This window comes from Clostridium lentum (assembly GCF_014287815.1).
In the GTDB taxonomy this organism is placed as follows: Bacteria; Bacillota; Clostridia; order Clostridiales; family Clostridiaceae; genus Clostridium; species Clostridium lentum.
The window spans coordinates 1-18,615 of record NZ_JACOOQ010000003.1 but is presented as its reverse complement, the minus strand read 5'-3'; the positions used below and the strand labels follow the sequence as shown (position 1 = coordinate 18,615).

The 18,615-nt window shown below is 29.6% G+C and carries 21 protein-coding genes; 3 read left to right on the top strand and 18 right to left on the bottom strand.

Features of this window, described 5'->3' with window-relative positions:
- Positions 1-60 precede the first annotated feature (60 nt).
- Both H8R92_RS02610 and H8R92_RS02605 read left to right on the top strand, forming a co-directional pair.
- Positions 61-390, top strand: a complete 330-nt coding sequence (locus H8R92_RS02610) for a helix-turn-helix domain-containing protein (RefSeq protein ID WP_330606864.1) — start codon at positions 61-63, stop codon at positions 388-390.
- 99 nt (positions 391-489) lie between these two features.
- Positions 490-1,728 (top strand): IS256 family transposase, encoded by a 1,239-nt coding sequence (locus H8R92_RS02605; RefSeq protein WP_186834641.1) that lies wholly within the window; start codon positions 490-492, stop codon positions 1,726-1,728.
- A gap of 199 nt (positions 1,729-1,927) precedes the next feature.
- On the opposite strand, the gene rlmD is transcribed toward H8R92_RS02605, so the two are convergent.
- The 4 genes from rlmD to H8R92_RS02585 form a co-directional block, all read right to left on the bottom strand.
- Positions 1,928-3,289, bottom strand: a complete 1,362-nt coding sequence (gene rlmD, locus H8R92_RS02600) for a 23S rRNA (uracil(1939)-C(5))-methyltransferase RlmD (RefSeq protein ID WP_186834640.1) — start codon at positions 3,287-3,289, stop codon at positions 1,928-1,930.
- A gap of 37 nt (positions 3,290-3,326) precedes the next feature.
- Positions 3,327-3,662: a hypothetical protein gene (locus H8R92_RS02595; RefSeq protein WP_022211803.1), complete on the bottom strand. Its 336-nt coding sequence runs from the start codon at positions 3,660-3,662 to the stop codon at positions 3,327-3,329.
- 19 nt (positions 3,663-3,681) lie between these two features.
- A complete protein-coding gene (locus tag H8R92_RS02590) occupies positions 3,682-4,350 on the bottom strand; it encodes a hypothetical protein (protein WP_022211804.1) in 669 nt (222 codons plus the stop codon).
- A 125-nt stretch (positions 4,351-4,475) separates the two neighbouring features.
- Positions 4,476-5,144, bottom strand: coding sequence for a ComEA family DNA-binding protein (locus H8R92_RS02585; RefSeq protein WP_022211805.1), 669 nt, complete (start codon positions 5,142-5,144; stop codon positions 4,476-4,478).
- Positions 5,145-5,291: 147 nt separating this feature from the next.
- Between H8R92_RS02585 and H8R92_RS02580 the strand changes: the two genes are divergently transcribed.
- A complete protein-coding gene (locus tag H8R92_RS02580) occupies positions 5,292-6,611 on the top strand; it encodes a D-alanyl-D-alanine carboxypeptidase family protein (protein ID WP_186834639.1) in 1,320 nt (439 codons plus the stop codon).
- A 40-nt stretch (positions 6,612-6,651) separates the two neighbouring features.
- Here the strand turns inward: H8R92_RS02580 and H8R92_RS02575 are convergent, their stop codons facing one another.
- From H8R92_RS02575 to H8R92_RS02510, 14 genes are all read right to left on the bottom strand, one after another.
- Positions 6,652-7,557 (bottom strand): RluA family pseudouridine synthase, encoded by a 906-nt coding sequence (locus H8R92_RS02575; RefSeq protein WP_186834638.1) that lies wholly within the window; start codon positions 7,555-7,557, stop codon positions 6,652-6,654.
- Positions 7,558-7,581: 24 nt separating this feature from the next.
- Positions 7,582-8,928, bottom strand: a complete 1,347-nt coding sequence (locus H8R92_RS02570; protein ID WP_186834637.1) for an LCP family protein — start codon at positions 8,926-8,928, stop codon at positions 7,582-7,584.
- A gap of 30 nt (positions 8,929-8,958) precedes the next feature.
- Positions 8,959-9,531 (bottom strand): bis(5'-nucleosyl)-tetraphosphatase (symmetrical) YqeK, encoded by a 573-nt coding sequence (gene yqeK, locus H8R92_RS02565; RefSeq protein WP_022211809.1) that lies wholly within the window; start codon positions 9,529-9,531, stop codon positions 8,959-8,961.
- Positions 9,531-10,133, bottom strand: a complete 603-nt coding sequence (gene nadD / locus H8R92_RS02560) for a nicotinate-nucleotide adenylyltransferase (protein WP_186834636.1) — start codon at positions 10,131-10,133, stop codon at positions 9,531-9,533. Before nadD ends, yqeK begins: the two co-directional genes overlap by 1 nt.
- A gap of 4 nt (positions 10,134-10,137) precedes the next feature.
- Positions 10,138-10,443 carry a ribosome assembly RNA-binding protein YhbY gene (gene yhbY, locus H8R92_RS02555; RefSeq protein ID WP_022211811.1) on the bottom strand — a complete coding sequence of 102 codons (306 nt, stop codon included), beginning with the start codon at positions 10,441-10,443 and terminating at the stop codon, positions 10,138-10,140.
- A gap of 12 nt (positions 10,444-10,455) precedes the next feature.
- Positions 10,456-11,742, bottom strand: a complete 1,287-nt coding sequence (gene obgE, locus H8R92_RS02550) for a GTPase ObgE (protein WP_186834635.1) — start codon at positions 11,740-11,742, stop codon at positions 10,456-10,458.
- Between the two features lie 128 nt (positions 11,743-11,870).
- Positions 11,871-12,170: a 50S ribosomal protein L27 gene (rpmA, locus tag H8R92_RS02545; RefSeq protein ID WP_022211813.1), complete on the bottom strand. Its 300-nt coding sequence runs from the start codon at positions 12,168-12,170 to the stop codon at positions 11,871-11,873.
- 4 nt (positions 12,171-12,174) lie between these two features.
- On the bottom strand, positions 12,175-12,549 hold the full coding sequence (locus H8R92_RS02540; protein WP_022211814.1) for a ribosomal-processing cysteine protease Prp: 375 nt from the start codon (positions 12,547-12,549) through the stop codon (positions 12,175-12,177).
- A 9-nt stretch (positions 12,550-12,558) separates the two neighbouring features.
- Positions 12,559-12,870: a 50S ribosomal protein L21 gene (gene rplU / locus H8R92_RS02535; RefSeq protein WP_186834634.1), complete on the bottom strand. Its 312-nt coding sequence runs from the start codon at positions 12,868-12,870 to the stop codon at positions 12,559-12,561.
- Positions 12,871-13,002: 132 nt separating this feature from the next.
- A complete protein-coding gene (locus tag H8R92_RS02530; RefSeq protein ID WP_186834633.1) occupies positions 13,003-14,445 on the bottom strand; it encodes an Rne/Rng family ribonuclease in 1,443 nt (480 codons plus the stop codon).
- Positions 14,446-14,456: 11 nt separating this feature from the next.
- On the bottom strand, positions 14,457-15,158 hold the full coding sequence (locus H8R92_RS02525; RefSeq protein WP_186834732.1) for a TIGR03936 family radical SAM-associated protein: 702 nt from the start codon (positions 15,156-15,158) through the stop codon (positions 14,457-14,459).
- Positions 15,142-16,995: a TIGR03960 family B12-binding radical SAM protein gene (locus H8R92_RS02520; RefSeq protein WP_186834632.1), complete on the bottom strand. Its 1,854-nt coding sequence runs from the start codon at positions 16,993-16,995 to the stop codon at positions 15,142-15,144. Before H8R92_RS02520 ends, H8R92_RS02525 begins: the two co-directional genes overlap by 17 nt.
- A 99-nt stretch (positions 16,996-17,094) precedes the next feature.
- Complete coding sequence (locus H8R92_RS02515) at positions 17,095-18,003, bottom strand: site-2 protease family protein (protein WP_186834631.1); 909 nt, start codon at positions 18,001-18,003, stop codon at positions 17,095-17,097.
- A gap of 1 nt (position 18,004) precedes the next feature.
- Complete coding sequence (locus tag H8R92_RS02510) at positions 18,005-18,388, bottom strand: hypothetical protein (RefSeq protein WP_186834630.1); 384 nt, start codon at positions 18,386-18,388, stop codon at positions 18,005-18,007.
- Positions 18,389-18,615: the final 227 nt, after the last annotated feature.

Here is an 18,615-nt window from a genome sequence, read left to right as displayed (position 1 = left end):
ATTTTTGTAGTCATTAAGACTCTTTTTGTATATTTTTAAGTCATTTAGACTTTAAGAGAGGTGTTTAGAATAGAAACTTTAGGAGAAAAACTTGCTTATTTAAGAAAAAAAGCTGGTGTAACACAGCGTGAATTAATGGATACTCTTCAATTTGAAAATTTGCATAAATATGAAAAAGATAAAAGAGAACCAAACATTGAGATATTATCAAAACTTGCAAAGTATTTTAATGTTAGTTCTGACTGGCTTTTAGGATTGGATACTGCTAACTTCGACTTATCAGAGGAAGAAATAAACTTTATAACTAACTTTAGAAAATTGCCAGAAAAAGAAAAATTAAAAATTGAAGGTATGGTAGAATTGAAACTTGCTGAAATGCAGGGAGAGTAGATAAGTTTGTGTAAAACACAAATCTATCTACTCTTTTTTTTGTATGATTAGTTGGTAGATTTGGAATAATATACAATATAAATTTTAGGAGGAATTTTTATGGGAAGAAAAAATGATATCAATTTTGATTACAATTCAGAGGTAAAAAAGTGTAAAACAATCGATGACGTTCTTGGAAAGAACGGGTTAGTTCAAATGTTAGTTAAGGATGTACTAGAAAATATACTTGAAGCAGAAATGGATGAACATCTCGGAAGAGATAAATACCAACGTCAAAGCGATATTGAACCTAGCGAAAGAAATTATAGAAATGGATATAGCCAAAAAAATCTAAGAAGTTCATTTGGAACTGTTGATCTCGATATACCAAGGGATAGAAAGTCTGAATTCGAACCTCAAATAGTAAAGAAATATGAAACTGTTTGTAATGAACTAGATAAAAAAATAATCTCTCTTTATGCTAAGGGTATAACTACTAGCGATATTCAGGCTGAAATAGAAGATTTATATGGAATAACAATCTCACCATCAATGGTTTCTAAAATAACAGATAAAGTAATAGCTACCGCTACCGAATGGCAAAATAGAATGTTAGATAAAATATATCCAATAGTTTATTTAGATGCTATGTACTTTAAGGTTAGAAGCAATGGAAAAATAGTTAATAAGGCTGTATATATTTGTTTAGGATATACGATGGAAGGATATAAGGATATTCTTGGACTATGGGTTGATGAAGCTGAAGGAGCTAAGTTTTGGCTAGGTATTTGCAATGACTTAAAAAATAGAGGTGTAAAGGAAATCTTAATTGCTTGTATGGATGGTCTTAAAGGGTTACCACAAGCTATTCAAACCGTATTTCCATCAGCTAATATACAAACATGTATTGTTCATCAAATAAGAAACTCTATAAAATACATAGCATCAAAAGATAAAAAATCATTTATGAAAGATTTAAAAGAAGTTTATAAAGCTACAACCGAAGAACTTGCGTTGGCGCAGCTAGACAAACTAAAAGAAACTTGGGGAAATAGTTATGGAATGGTCATAGATTCATGGTATAACAACTGGAATAACTTATCTACTTTCTTTGATTTTTCACCTAGAATAAGAAAAATCATCTATACAACTAATGCACTTGAAGGATTCAATAGACAGGTGCGTAAGTATACTAAATCTAGAACTATATTTCCTACAGATGAATCTCTAAACAAGTGTGTATATCTAGCAACTATGGAAATCATGGAAAAATGGACTCAACCAGTTCCAAACTGGGGTGCTACGCTAGCGGAGCTAACATTATTTTTTACTGAAGAATTAAAAGATGAATTAGCATAAAAGCTTGTACTTTTTATAAAATTTATGTATATTATCTAACTTTTGTTAGATAATATACAAGAATAGAAAAACACATTATTAGTATTTCTAGATAATAAAAAAATATTACTGAAAATCAAAATTTCCAGTAATATTTGATTTATAAGAAACTATATTACACAAAATTATCTACAGTCTCTAGATTCTCGGAAGCTTCCATTTATTTTTCAGATTTAATTAACTTCACACAGGTCTCAGCGTGAGGAGTATTTGGGAACATGTCCTTAACTTTACTCTTTTCTACTTTATAACCTGCTACTAGTAGAGTTTCTAAGTTATCCACCATTGTTTTTGGATTACATGAAACATAGATTATTTCTTTTGCATTAAATTTAATTACGTAATCTAAGGCTTTTGGAGATACACCACTTCTTGGTGGATCTAAAATTATTATGTCTGGTTTAACTTTGACTTGCTTAATTGTTTCTGCAACATCACCAGCAATAAATTCACAGTTATCTAAACCATTTAGCTTAGCATTTTCTTTTGCTGCTTCAACAGCTTCTTCAATAAGTTCAAGCCCAATAACCTTTTTAGCATTATGTGCTGCTATTTGCCCGATAGTTCCTGTTCCACAGTAAAGGTCAAACACAACTTTATTCTCCCCATTCCCCATGAAATCCCTTACTATACTATAAAGAGATTCTGCTCCTCTAGAGTTAGTTTGAAAGAATGAAAATGGTGATATCTTAAATTTAAGATCTAGTAATTCTTCTATTATATAATCTCTACCATATAGTATATTAACTTTTTCAGGTACTACTGCATCTGAGAATGAATCATTTTCAGTATGTAATACTGATACTAATTGACCTTTATAAGTTTGTGATTTTAAAATTTCTGTATATTCACTTAAATCAAAATCTATTTGAGTAGTTGTAACAAGGTTTACCATAAGTTCTCCAGTATTAGATGCTTTTCTAACTACAAGATGTCTTAAGTATCCTTCTCTCTTCATTACTCTATAGTAAGGAAGGTTTTGCTTTCTAAAGTAATCTACTGTAAGTGTAAGAACTTTTCTAAAGTCTTCATCCACTATCATACAGTTATCAACTGTAAGCACACCAAAAGATTTACCTTTCATATGCATACCTAAAGTAAGCTCTCCACCTTTTTCTAAATCACCAAAAGTGAATTCCATCTTATTTCTATATTCCCAAGTATTTTCGCTACCTTTAACTCCAAGATACATTCCCATTGGGATATCTTTATCTTCAAATAGCTCACATACTTCATCACTCAATAACTCTAATTGTTTTTCATAAGTTAAGTTTTGAGAGCTACACCCTCCACAAACACCAAAATGAGGACATGGTGCCTCTATTTCATATGGTGCTTTTTCTAAAACTTCTACAAGTTTAACATCTGCATATGTATCTCTTTTTTTCTTTACAGTTCCTTTTACAGTTTGACCTGGGAAAGCCCCTTTAATATATAATTTTTTACCTTCAAATTCACTTATCCCAACAGAAGGAAATTCTGTCTTTTCAATTTTTATTGTAACTTGGCTTCCTCTTTTCATAGTCCACTCCTATTTATATTTATTCATCATAAGCATATTATCTTAATACAAATTTTCTTCCTAATGTTTTACCGCCTAAAAATTCTTGTACTAAAGGATAATATAACACATTACTTACAATAAACACAATAAGGAACATTTCCTCTCTCATAACTATTTTATAACCTGCAACCTTAAATATTAACGAAATTGCTAAATATAATATTAACGCAATAACCACTGCCACTATTTGGTCTACAATACCACTTAAAATATTTTTAATAAACCTAATTACTTTTCCATCTTCTTTTAAAACAGTATCTACTACTATTTCTTCTGATATCCCTTCTTCAATATTTTCCTCTAAATTTTCAAATTCATCTTTATTATTCATTTATTATCTCCTCCATTTTTTATTTAAAGTTATACTCTTTACTTTCTAATGTATAAATTAAATAATCATCTGTTATAGTTATTGTTTCTGATAATCCATCAAGTTTATTTTCAATTTTATTTACTCCTGAACTATTAGTGATTATATCATATATTTCTTTATTTAATTCAGTATAATCCCTATTCTCTTCCCCTGTAAAGGCTTCTGAGAAAGCTTTTATAGCTGTATTTTCAAATTTGAATTCTCCTTCTTCTTTTATTGCTTTATTATCAAGGTTAAATCCAATTTTTAATACCAGCTTACCAGAAGATAAATCATTTCCATATTGAACTAATTCATATGTCATACTTTCTATTCTGTTGCTTTCTGGTTCTGGTATTTCTAAATATAGACCATTTCTATTTACAGTTGTTCCATTTTCATCTTTAACTTCTTCATGTAAACTATATTCATCTTGTACTTCTAGTATAGTACATATATCTTCTATTCTGTGTAATATTTCTTCATGTAAATTTTGAACTTCATTTCTAGAGTAATCAGTTGCCCATGTACCTTCAGCTTGTATATTTTCTATAACTCTAGCTTTATTATCCTCTAATGAAATACTAATATTATCTTTATTAGTACATGATACCATAGTCATCATTAATAATCCGCTTAAAATAATTGAAATTCTCTTTTTATTCATAAATTACCTCTTCTTCCATCGATAAAAGTTTTTATGATTTCTTAAATCCAATATATTATAACATTTCAAAAAGTTATTTTAAAGTTTTAGCACTAATCTTTAAATAAAATTCATATGTCAAATACTTATAAAGTTATTTGCTCTTTTATCTTTTCAAAAGTCTTATCACCTATTCCATCAACATTTTTTAATTCCTCTAAAGATTTGAAACCTCCATTAGCTTCTCTATAATCAATTATGCTTTGTGCTTTTATATTACCAATTCCTGTTATCTCCTTAAGTTGTTCTAAATCTGCTGTATTTATATTTATTAATGTGCTAACTTTATCGCTATTATTACCGTTACTACTGTATGTACTATTATTTTGAACTACACTACTTTCTGTCTCATCATTAATATTACCAATAATAATAAGTTCATGATTTAGAAGTTCCTCTGCTCTGTTAATTCTGCTCAAATCTGCTTCCTCTGTAACTCCACCTGCCATATCAATTAAATCCTTAATAATACTTCCTTCTTCTAACTGATAAACATCTGGCTTTGCAACTTCTCCTTTTATTTCAACAATTATTTTATTTCTGTCTATACTATCTTCATTGATAATAGTGGTATCTTCTTCTAATGTTTCGGTATATTCCATGTTATCATTACTTTCTTCCTCAAATATTTCCGTCATATATTCTTCCTTGAAAGCATTACTACTTTTTTGTTTATATAAAAATATTGAAACAATAAAAATAATAATGGTTATTATAACTAACCCTATAATCTTTTTATTTTTTAAGTCAATCATTTTCTCCCACCTTTTTCATAATATATAATTATTAACATATATATTAAATTTAATCTGAATTTTCGGTAATTTTCATACATATAAATAGAATTTATATATAATTTTTGCTAAAATGAAAAAGAATAAAAACATACATGGGAGATACTTATGGGGAACTATACAAAAAAAATAATTGCTTCACTTTTTATTTTTGTTATTTTAATTTTGAATATATGCATGATAAATGCTAATGCTTATGTTAGTGAAGTACCTGAATTAAATGCACAGGGTGTGTGCTTAATAGATGGATATACTGGAGATATTCTCTATGAAAAAAATTCAGATGTTCAATTTGAACCAGCATCTACAACAAAAGTAATGACAGCAATAATTACTTTAGAAAACTGCTCACTTAATGAACAAGTTACCATTGGAGAAAATCCTCCTTATGCCGATGGAAGTTCTATGGGACTTCAAGAAGGTGAAGTTTACACTATAGAGGAATTACTTATTGGACTTTTATTACCATCAGCTAATGATGCTGCTGAAGCACTTGCTGAACATGTAGGGGGTTCAATAGAAAATTTTGCTCAAATGATGACAAGAAAAGCCCATGAAATTGGTGCTGTAAATACTACATTTAAAAATCCAAGTGGTTTACATGAAGAAGGACATCTTACTACTGCTCACGACTTAGCTTTAATATTACAATATGCAGCTGAATATAATGATTTTGTTAGAATATCACAAATTGATGAATATTATTACAAAAATCATCCTTATACAGATGGTAGTGAACGTTGGGCAATAAATGGTAATAATTGTTCACCTTACTCAAGTTATGCAAAATATAACTATCCTGAATATGTTTATGATTATATATTTACAGGGAAAACTGGCTGGACTGATGAAGCAAATCATACTTATGTGGCAGCTGCAAAAAAGGATTCTCAATATTTAATTGCTGCTTTTTTAAATGCAAATAATAAGGCTGAACATTATAAAAGCGTTGGTCCTGTATTTGAGTGGGGCTTTGAAAACTTTATTACAAAAAAAATAGTGTCTATAGGCGACATTTTAGATAATTATGTAATTAATGATGATGTTACTATTCCATTAACAAGTGACAGAGATATATATTATACTTTCTTATCAACTGATAATCTATATCCTTCTATAACTGTTAATTACGTCAAGAAAGATTATTCTACTCAAACTATTAGTGAAGGAGACATATTATTTGAAAATGCTTCACTTTTAGTAAATGGAAGTACCTATACTAATGTTAACTTGATAAGTGCAGGGTCAAGAACTTACACTACTTCTGTCAAGGCAGAAGAAACAGTAAACAGTATATCTTCAAACAAATTCTTTATTCCTATCATAGTTTCTATATTTATTATTTTAAGAATAATTTATTTCAATATAAAAAGAAAAATTCGTTACAATAAACGCAGAAGAAGAATAAGGAGAAAACATAGATTTTAATATTTCCAAGCAAAATAAATGAGTCCAAAATTGGACTCGTTTATTTTGCTTTTTTTAAGCTTACTATTAATTTTTCTATATCTGCTGGAAGGTTTGCTGTTAATGCTAATTCCTCTTTTGTTCTTGGAGATTGAAATTTTAATTTATAAGAATGTAAAGCCTGCCTACAAATTAAAGCACTATCATCTGTATCACCATATAAAGTATCCCCATAAATTGGATGACCCATTGCTTTCATATGAACTCTAATTTGATGTGTTCTACCAGTTTCTAATAGACATTCAACAAGTTCAGCATCTTTATAGCTTTCTATTACTTTATAATGAGTTACACTTCTTTGACCTCTTCTATCTACGACTCTCGCCATAACTCCTTCGATTTCTGGTCTATATATAGGAAGGTCTATTGTTCCTTCCTTTTCTGTAAAATTGCCATGAACTAAAGCTAGATATCGTTTTTCTACATTATTGTTTTGCATTTGATTAGATAACTCGCTATGAGCATACTGGTTCTTTGCCACTATTATAAGACCTGATGTATCCATATCCAATCTGCTTACTAGCCTTACTATACAATCTTGCTTACTTTCTTTAAAGTAATATAATAACCCATTGGCAAGGGTTCCACTTTGATATCTTTTAGTTGGATGTACCACCATATTAGGTGCTTTATTTATAACTATGATATCTTTATCTTCATATACTATATCAAGATTTATCTTTTCTGGAGCGATATTTTGACTTTCCTTTTTGGCTAAATTTATTACAATTTCATCATTTTCCTTTAACACATAGTTCATCTTAACAGGAGTATTATTTACTAATATCCTCTTGTCAATTGATGCACCTTTTATGAGCCTTGATGATAATCCCATCTTTTCCTTTAAGAATTCCCTTATCTTTCTTCCTTCAAATCTCTTATCTACTTTTTCTTCTAAAGTGCTCATTAAACTCCTCCATCATAATATAAATTAATTATAGTCTTCACCTAAAATTATAACTGCATCATATTCAGGATAATTACTTATATCCTTACTTGTTTTACCTATGCCTGTATCACTTTTTAATATATCTCTAAGTTTACTGTCTTTACACATTATAATAGATTTATCCGTTGACTCTGCATTATCTATAGTAACATTTACATATCCTATTTTCTGAAGGTCGCTTCTAAAATTCCCTGCTAATCCATTAGTATTAGTTCCATTTAAAACTAAAATGTTATATCCAGTTCTATCCACAGAAGATACAGATGCACCTGACTTAAGGGCGTCTAATATATCTGTATTATAACTTTTTTCAACAACTAAAAATGATTGTCCATATATTTTTTCATCATACCCTTGTAATGTATGCATACTTATTCCTGAATTCTTTACAATCTTTAAAGCATAATTAATTATCTGACTACCACTCATATTCGTTACTACATTAGATTTTACAGCATTCATAATATCTGGCAAATCTAGTAAAATTAAAGGATTCATCATCTTCTTAAATACAGCTTGCATGAATCTTTGTTGATTTGATATTCTTCCTAAATCTCCATCAACAAATCCACTACCATCATTATTCTTTCTCCATCTGATAAATTCTTCAGATTTTTCACCATCTAAAAGAACTGTCTCACCTTCTTTAAAATGAATATGAAGATTTTGTGCATCATCATCATAATCCATATTTCTATCTATATACATCTCTATTCCACCAATGGCGTCTATTATGCTCCTAAATGCCTTATAATCTATTTCAACAATGTAGTTCACATCTATTTCTAATAATTTTTTCACCTGCATCACAAGTTCATCTTCGCCGCCTAAAGCATAAGCAGCATTTATTTTCCAATAAGGAATGTAATTCCCTTCAGAATCATAGGCATCTTCTACTTCTATAAGTGTATCCCTTGGTATTGACACAATATTAACAACATCAGTAATAGGATTATAATTAAATACCATCATTGTATCTGTTCTTCTAAGTCCAGTATTGCCTTCTTGATCAATATCTCCTATATCCATACCTACCACTAATATGTTTAATGATTCATTTTTAGCTGGTGCTTTTCCACCTCCAAGATTATCTGTCTTTAGCCCAAAAATAAATGATAAAGCATATATTGCGGTAAATGCTATCAGTAAAAAAATTAATATTACAAAAGAAGCTACTGCTCTTTTTCTTTGAGCTTTTTTCTTTGCTTTTCTTCTAGCTTCTTTCCTTTTTTCCATTTGTACTCTTTCAGCCTTACTAATCACCGAAGCATTAAGTCTCTTTTTCTTCGCGACATTATCACTTTTTTTATCATCTTTATGTGTAGCCATACCAATTACCTCACAAATAATTTTATATATCTATTTATAATTATTATACAATAAATAATTTCTTGCTTTCACTGTATTAACATCAATTAAACAGCCCTTTTCAAGTAAATATTTTATTGTATAAGTTAAAGCATTTAGCATAGCTTTATCTAAATCATCTTTGCTATCATTTCTTAATTCTTCTACCATTGAAAAATCTCTTGATGGTTCAATCATATCCGCCAAATATATTATTTTATCAAGCTTTGACATATTTTCTTTTCCAGTAGTGTGCCATCTTATGGCACTTAATATTTCTTCATCTACTATTCCAAAGCGTTCTCTAGCTACTATTGGCCCTACAATAGAATGCCATAACTCTCTAGTATTTTTTTCATCTACACTTAATGTAATATTATTTGCCTCTATAATTTTTAATAATTGCTCCGAAGATAAATTTTTTGCTATATCATGGGCTAAAGCTGCTATTTCAGCCTTTTTAATATCTACTCCGTATCTTTTAGCTAAATCCTTTGCTGTTTCAACTACACCTAAAGTATGTAGATATCTTCCCTTTACCAGATTTTCTTCCAAATACTCTTTCATGAATTCAATATTTTTCATTAATTAGTCCCCCTATAAAGATTATTATAATTTATATATTCCAAAACTTTATTAGGAAGGAAGAAGTCTACCCTCTTTTCTTCCTTGATTCTTTTTCTTATTATAGTTGAAGAAATATCTATAGACATAATATCAAGCAGTACTATTTCTGCTTGATATTTATTTTCTAGATATTCCTTTTGACTTTTTAATGTTTCTCTATTAAATTCCCCTCTATTAAATACTACAAAGGTACAATTATTTAATACTTCTTTAGTATTTTTCCACTTTTCAATATCCATTAAAGAATCAGCTCCAGCTATAAAGTATAGCTTAAGATTTACTTCTTTAAGTACATTCAAAGTTTCATAAGTATAACTATATCCGTTTTTCTCTATTTCATAAGAATTAATTTCAAATCCTTCATAACCTTCTATAGCTCTTCTTACCATCTCATATCTAAATTTTGCGTCAATTATTGTATCCTTTTTATGAGGTGGATTTCCAGCTGGCATAAATATAACTTTATCTAAATTCAATTGCTCTTTTGCTTCATAAGCAATATATAAATGTGCTAAATGAATAGGATTAAAAGTTCCTCCCATTATACCATACTTCTTCATAGTCTTACTTCTTTCTTGCTACAGGTAATTCTATTGTTGGCTTTTTCTTTGATTGCTTAAATAATACTATCTTACTTCCAATAGCTTGAATTCCTTCGCATCCTATTGCTTCACAGATTTCATTTGATGCTTCTCTTGCATCTAATCCGCTGTTTTCTAAAACCTTTATCTTTATTAACTCTCTTTTTTCTAATGCATCTTCAATTTGCTTTAAGAAAGCTTCTTCTATTCCACCTTTTCCAATTTGGAATATTGGTTGCATAGTATTCGCTAACCCTCTTAAATATGCTCTTTGTTTACTCGTTATCATATTTTAATCCTCCTATAAAATATACTCAAATTCAAAGTCATTTAAGCTAACCATATCTCCGTCTTTAATTCCCATTTCTCTTAATTCGTTGAATACACCTTTATTGTTAAGAACTTTATGGAAGTATCTTAACGAATCTGCATCATGGATATTAACTGAAGCTAATAATCTATCTACAAATGAGCCTGAAACATAATATGTATCGTACTCTTCACCATGTTCAACATTAATTTCATATGTGAATTTCTTTTCTTCTGGGATATATCTTTCTTCATCAGTAATTTCTAAATCTGCAAATGGAATTTCTGTAAGCATTCTTCCAGCTTCTTTTATTACTTCTTCTACACCTAACTTAGTAGCTGCAGACATCTTATAAACCTTATCAAATCCTAATTCATTAACTTTTTTCTTAAAGTCCTCAAATATTGATTCATCATATAACATATCAGTCTTATTAGCTACTACTATTTGTGGTCTATCCCAAAGCTTAACTGAATACTTCTTAAGCTCTTCATTAATTTTTACGAAATCTTCAAAAGCATCTCTTCCTTCAACTCCTGAAATATCAACAACATGTATAAGAAGTCTAGTTCTTTCTATATGTCTTAAAAACGCTAATCCTAAACCAACACCTTCGGCAGCCCCTTCAATTATACCTGGAATATCAGCCATAACAAAAGCATTCATTCCTTCAGCTTTAACAACACCTAAATTTGGCTTTAATGTTGTAAAGTGATAGTTAGCTATCTTTGGCTTAGCAGCTGTTACTGTTGATAATAACGTTGATTTACCTACATTAGGGAATCCAACTAAACCAACGTCAGCTAATAATTTTAATTCTAATATTAAATTAAACTCTTCACCTGGCATTCCTGGTTCAGCAAAGTGTGGTGCCTGTCTTGTAGGTGTACAGAATTTACAATTTCCTTTACCACCTTTACCACCTCTAGCTAAAACAAATTCATCATCTTTATGTGATAAATCTACAATGATTTTGTTTGATTCAGCTTCTCTTATTATTGTTCCCATTGGTACTTTAATAACAAGATCCTCTCCGTCTTTTCCGTAACATTTTGAGCCTTGACCGTTTCCACCATCAGCTGCTACGAATTTCTTTTTATATTTAAAGTCTAAAAGTGTAGTTAGCCCTGTATCTACTATAAACTTTACACTTCCACCTTTTCCACCATCTCCACCATCTGGACCTCCAAGTGGAACATACTTTTCTCTTCTAAAAGTTACAGCACCATTTCCACCATTTCCAGACTTAACGTATATCTTGGCTCTATCTATAAACATCTCTTTTCCTCCAATCGTTATTATTTTCAGAAATAACAAAACTTTTTATTTATTATTCCCACAACAAGCTATTTAAATTATTCTGTATAGTAATAAAAGCACCCATATGGGTGCTTTTATTATAAAAATTATTCTGCTATTTCTTCAACTTGTACTGGGTACACAGAAACTTTTTTCTTGTCTCTTCCCATTCTTTCGAATTTAACAATTCCGTCTACTGTAGCAAATAGAGTATCATCTCCACCTCTTCCTACGTTAACACCTGGGTGGATTTTAGTTCCTCTTTGTCTATAAAGGATGTTTCCAGCTAAAACGAATTCTCCGTCTGCAGCTTTAGCACCTAATCTTTTAGATTCAGAATCTCTACCGTTCTTTGAGCTACCTACCCCTTTTTTGTGGGCAAATAATTGAAGGTTAATCATTAACATATATTTACACCTCCTCGTACATAAATTTTATATATTTATTCCGTTTATTTTTCCCTAAACTTGCATCAAGAGACATAATTACACTTTCAATACTTTTTTCAAATGTTAAAAGTAAAGTTTGTCCTTGCATTATCATTTCTTCATTAAGAGTAGATAAATCTAATGATAAAAAACCATCATTTATCTCATACTTTACAGGAAGTTTAAGCACTTCTACCATACCAATTAAGATACCTTGAGATAATACTGAAACAGAGTTGCATATCATATCGTACGCATCACCAATGGTGTTTTCCATTTCTTTTCTTGATAAAGCATGGCCTTCAATCTTAAATCCGATTGATAAACTATTGCGTTTAAAACTAACAACCTTAATCATAACTTAAAATTAAGCTTCAATTTTTTCGATAACTAACTTAGTGTATGGTTGTCTGTGTCCAGTTTTCTTTCTGTAATCCTTCTTTGGTTTATACTTGAAAACTGTTATTTTCTTAGCTTTACCTTGAGCTGCAACTTTTGCTACAACCTTAGCTCCTTCAACAACTGGAGTTCCAACTTTTAAAGTTTCTCCGTTAGAAACAGCTAAAACTTCTGTTAATTCAACTGTAGAATCTACTTCAGCGTTTAATTTTTCAACGTATATTACGTCTCCTTCTTGAACTCTAAATTGCTTTCCACCTGTAACTAATACTGCGTACATTAAAACACCTCCTCTAAATACGGTCTCGCCTCTGCAGGTACAAAGATTTAACTTTGTTTTACTTAAAACCTGTTACGTGCGGTCTACAAATGACATTCTATCACAAATTTATACATCTTGTAAAGAAATTTATCATACTTTCTCAATAGTTTTTATCTTGTAATGTTGGTAATTATCTTTTTGATTCGAAAAGATAAGTGGCTCTATTTTATAACCTTCAATATCATATGCAAAGTTTAAATAAATTTCTTTATCTAAACCTTCAATATTTTTTATAAAATTAAATAAATCCCCAGTAATATCATGTTCATAATTCTTATCTATCTCAATATAAAAATCCTTTATTGAGTTTTCTCTAGAGCATTTGATAATTTCATTTCTAATAAGATTTTCAATATATGATCTTTTTAGTAAAAATCCATTGCTTTTGCATACTTTACAAGGTTCTTCTAAATATTCATAAATTGATTTTCCTTTTCTTTTTCTTGAAACCTGTATAAGCCCAAGCTCTGTAAAAGGATATACCTTAACGTTACCTTTATCTTCTTTTAAAGCCTTACGTAATTCTTCTATTATTTTAGGTTTTTGATAATCTTCTCTTAAATCTATAAAATCAATTAAAATAATACCACTTAAATTTCTCAGTTTAATTTGCCTTCCACACTCTCTAGCTGCTTCTAAATTAGTTTGGAATATAGTTTTAGAAAAGTCACGACCCTTGATATTCTTTCCACTATTTACATCTATAACATACATAGCCTCTGTCTTGTCAATTATTATATATCCACCGCAAGGTAAATTAACTTTTTTATGACGTAATTTTAATATTTCCTTTTCAATGCCATAGAAATCAAATAAACTTCTTTTTTCACCATATAAAGATAACTGTATATGCTCTTTATCTTTTAATATTTCACTTATATTGTTTAAATATTCTTCATTATCAAAGAATACCTTAGTTTTCTTATTCTCTATTTCTTCGAAAAACTTCTTTAAAATAGTATTACTTTGAAGTTTGCCTAAATTAGTTGAATATCTAAGCTTTCTTTCCATAGCATTTTTCTTTTCTAGTAAGATTGCAAGCTCTTTTAAAAGTTCTTCTTCTGTAGCCTTTACAGATTCTGTCCTTAATACTATGCCAACATCTTTAATAGGCTTAATAATTGAAGTAAGTCTCTGTCTATCTATTACATCTTCAATTCTTTTAGACAAACTTAATCCTTCATCTCCCATGATTAAAACTAGATTTTTTCCTGCTATTGATATCTTATGAGTTACTTTGGCACCTTTATCACATAAAGGCTCTTTAACCACTTCTATTAAGATATCCTGCCCTTTTTTTATATTCATTCTTTTAAGCTCATCACTATAATACATATAAGCTTCTTTCTCCAGGCCAATATCTACAAAAATAGAATTTATAGCAGGCACTATATTTTTAATTCGTCCTTTATAAATCTCACCTATCTGTGGCTTTGATGTTTCTTCTTCAACTATACATTGAACAAGTTCACCATTTTGTTTTACAGCAACTCTAATCTGCTTTTCTCTACTTTCAACAAAAACTTCTCTCATATACACACATCCTAAAGAGCTTTAAATAATGGTACATACTTATTATCTTTTAATACGTACATTTCTTCTCTTTTTACACTAACAAATGATTCTGTATTTACATTTTCTATCTTGCTTGTTATAAATCTTGCTAAAAGATCAGCTGATAGATTTTCTCTACTTCCTGTAGCAATCAATGCATTGATAACTAATTCTCCATCTTTAACCCAATACTTTAACTCTTTAACTAAAGGCTTTATATCAGCCATCTTTTCCCCTTTTTTGCTTTTCTTTAAAGTTTCCCAAGCATTTTCATTTAAAAGTGAAGCCATTTTTTCCTCAACTTTTTCTTCATTAACTAACTTTAATTTAATTATGTATCTCCCTGCATCTAAAAGTGCCATAGCTTGTGGCACTCTCTTAACATTTTCTACAATTTCAATTGGAGTAGCTTCAAAAAATCTGATTGTTGGTGGAGCTGCCTCATTTAATCTTGCTAAAATATCATCTACTTGCATCTTTTCAGTTAATACTATATCCATGTATTCCCCATCAGAATAAACACCTACTGAAAGAGGTTGTGCTAAAGATAGTGCCATATGAGGATTGAATCCTTTAGAATATTCTATTGGAACTTCTGATCTTCTTATTATTCTTTGAATAGTTCTCATTAAATCCAAGTGAGAGATAAACTTTATACCTTCACCTTTAGAAAATTTAATTAAGTATCGCACCTTCAAAACACTTCCCTTCCTTAAAGTTTACATTGATTCCACATCCAGTACAGCCTTCTCTACAGTTTCTTGTAGTTGCTGCAACCTTTGCTTTTTCATTTTCTCTTTCAAGATATTTTCTGTTTACACCTATATCTATGAAATCCCATGGTAATATTTCATCATAACTTCTTTCTCTATATACATAGAACTCTGGATCTATATTACATTCTGCCATTGCTTCATTCCAAATATCCATACTGAAGTATTCTGACCACCCATCAAACTTAGCTCCCTTTTCAAAAGCCTTAATTAGAGCTGCACAAGTTCTTCTATCTCCTCTAGCAAATACCGCTTCCATAAGAGATGTATCTTGGTGGTGGTACTTATAGCTTACAGCCTTGCTCTTAATAGCATATTTGATAGCTTTTATTCTTTCAGTTACAACTTCTGGTCTTTCCATTGGAGCCCATTGGAACGGTGTAAATGGCTTTGGTACTAATATTGATGAACTTGCTGTTATCTTTAACCCCTTAGCTCTTTGTTCCTTTTCTATGCTATAGTATACTTCTGCTATCTTATCTGAAAGCTCAGCAATACCTACTGCATCTTCTAATGTTTCATATGGAAGTCCTATTATAAAGTATAACTTAATTGTACTCCAGCCTGATTCAAAAGCACTCTTAGCAGCTTCTAATATTCTTTCTTCTGTTAATCCCTTATTGATTACATCTCTCATTCTTTGGGAACCAGCTTCTGGTGCAAATGTAAGTCCACTCTTTCTTACTTTTTGAATTTCTTTTATTAAATCAACTGAGAAAGCGTCAACTCTTATTGATGGAAGAGCTATACCTACTTTATTTCCTTCATGCTCAGCCACTAATTCAGTGATAAGCTTTTGTATATCAGAATAATCACATGTACTTAATGAAGATAAAGAAATTTCTTGGTATCCAGTGGCTTTCACAGCATCTCTTGCTTGTTTTATAAGTGTATCTCTGGTCTTTTCTCTTACTGGTCTATAAATCATACCGGCTTGACAGAACCTACATCCATTTGTACATCCTCTAAACGTTTCAAGAACAACTCTATCATGAACTATTTCAGTGTAAGGTACAATCATATCAACTGGGAAGTCTACCTTATCATAGTTATTTACTATTCTCTTTTGTACCTTAGCTGGTACATCTTCATACTTAGGTGTAAATTCCTTGATAGTTCCATCTTCATTGTAGGAAACATCATATAACGAAGGTACATATATACCTCTTATCTTAGATATTTCTCTTAAAAATTCTTTCTTCTTCCCTTTACCTTTATACTTTTTATAAACATCAAGTACATCATTCATCATTTCTTCGCCTTCACCAATTTCAAAGAAATCTACTATATCACATAATGGTTCAGGATTATATGCGCAAGGTCCTCCAGCCATAATGATTGGAGCATCTTCTCCCCTTTCAGAAGCTCTAAATGGTATTCCAGACATATCAAGCATATTTAATATATTTGTATAACTCATTTCATATTGAAGAGTAAATCCTAATATATCGAATTTATCTAATGAGTCTTTAGTTTCTAAAGTATATAATGGAATATTATTTTTTCTCATTAATTCTTCCATGTCTGGCCATGGTGCAAAAGTTCTTTCACAATATGTATCTTCTCTTAAATTAATTGTATGATAAAGTATTCTAGTTCCTAAGTGAGACATTCCAACTTCATATACATCTGGGAAACAAAATGCAAATCTTATATCAACATCTTTTGGATTTTTAATTACTTGATTTAACTCCCCACCAACATATCTTGATGGCTTTTCAACTTTACATAAAATATCATCACTAATTTTATTCATAAGTTCCTCCCTTATACATAATAAAAAGAAGTATCTAAGTACTTCTTTTTATTTTTCATTTTAACATATTATTAAATTAAATGAAACTAATTACTACACTTATCTCTTACCATAGTATTCCTCTAAGCTAATGTTTCCATAAATCTTTAATCCTTCTATCAGTTCATCTTCTGCAATAATAAATCTTACTTTTAAATCATCATCAAGCACATAAAAAATATTAAACCTATTCTTATCCACTATCTTCATTAAATCCACAAGTCCCAATTTATAATATACAGAAATCACCCTATTTTCTAGATAGTTGTTCCTAATTAACTTTCGTACTTTTTTATAAATATTCCCCATTAAGATATACATAACCGCCTTTTTTTCAGTTCTCGTTATATAAATGATAATAACAGCAACTAGCAGCATAGTTACATTAATAGAACTATATTTATACACTCCATAAAAACAGATGGCAATGAATGCTCCCCCAATAAAATAACTTATGCCTGTTATCCTAAGCTGTGCTTCTTTATATAGCATCTTCCTAGATAATATAACTTCTAAAATTCTTGCACCATCTAAAGGATATGCTGGCAATAAATTAAATATTGCTAACCCTATATTAATAGTTACAATAATTTCAGATAGCTCAAATCTTACATAATAATTTATTAGTATAAATATAATAGCAATACATATATTAGATAAGGGACCAACTATGTATATAAGCAGCTTTTCTTTATAATTTAGCTCATCTACATCAAGCAGATCCACTCTTGCACCATATATATGCATTTGAAAATTATTAAATTTACTACCTCTCATCATTGCCAATATTATGTGACTGAATTCATGTATAAGTATTGATATAAAAGATATCAGCAAATTTTGTTTTTGTTCTAGATGAAGTATGATAAACATCAGTATTATTTCTGCAAAAATCAATATATTCCATCTATATAACAAACTGCACTTTACCTTTATGAAACCTTTTAAAAATATTTTTTTTATTTTCATATCATTTCTCTATTGGTGCTTCACTAATATTCTCTCTTATCCATTTTAAACATTTTGCTGCTCTACTTTTTATATCGCTAATCTTTACATACTTTATATCATCTATTATTTCAGAATAGCTGCTTCTTTCACTTATATTTTCTTTAAAGACATTAAAAGCTTCTACAGTGCTAGTATTATTGGAATACTTCATTGCTAATACTGTCACTAAAACAATAAATGTTACTATACATTGAAATATACAGTATTCACTACATTGCCTAAAAACATTACTACTCTTATTTTTCTTATAGCCATTACTAATATTCCTATATGGCCTTTGGACTTTTGATTTATTAGTTATAGAATTATAGTATTTACTATATTCTGAATTATACTTTCCCATAGACAACCTCACAATAACACTTCAATACTAATTATATTTTTCTTATTAACAAATTATTCTATTACTACCTATAAAGAATGTATACTTCTTAAATATTTATCTATACATAAAAAAGTGGCTTTCGCCACGCTCCCTTCGGGAATTTAATTTTAAGTATTCTAAAAGGCATAGAACTAACATCGGTTCTATGCTATATTTTTCCTATTAATTAATACTTTATTCCGTAT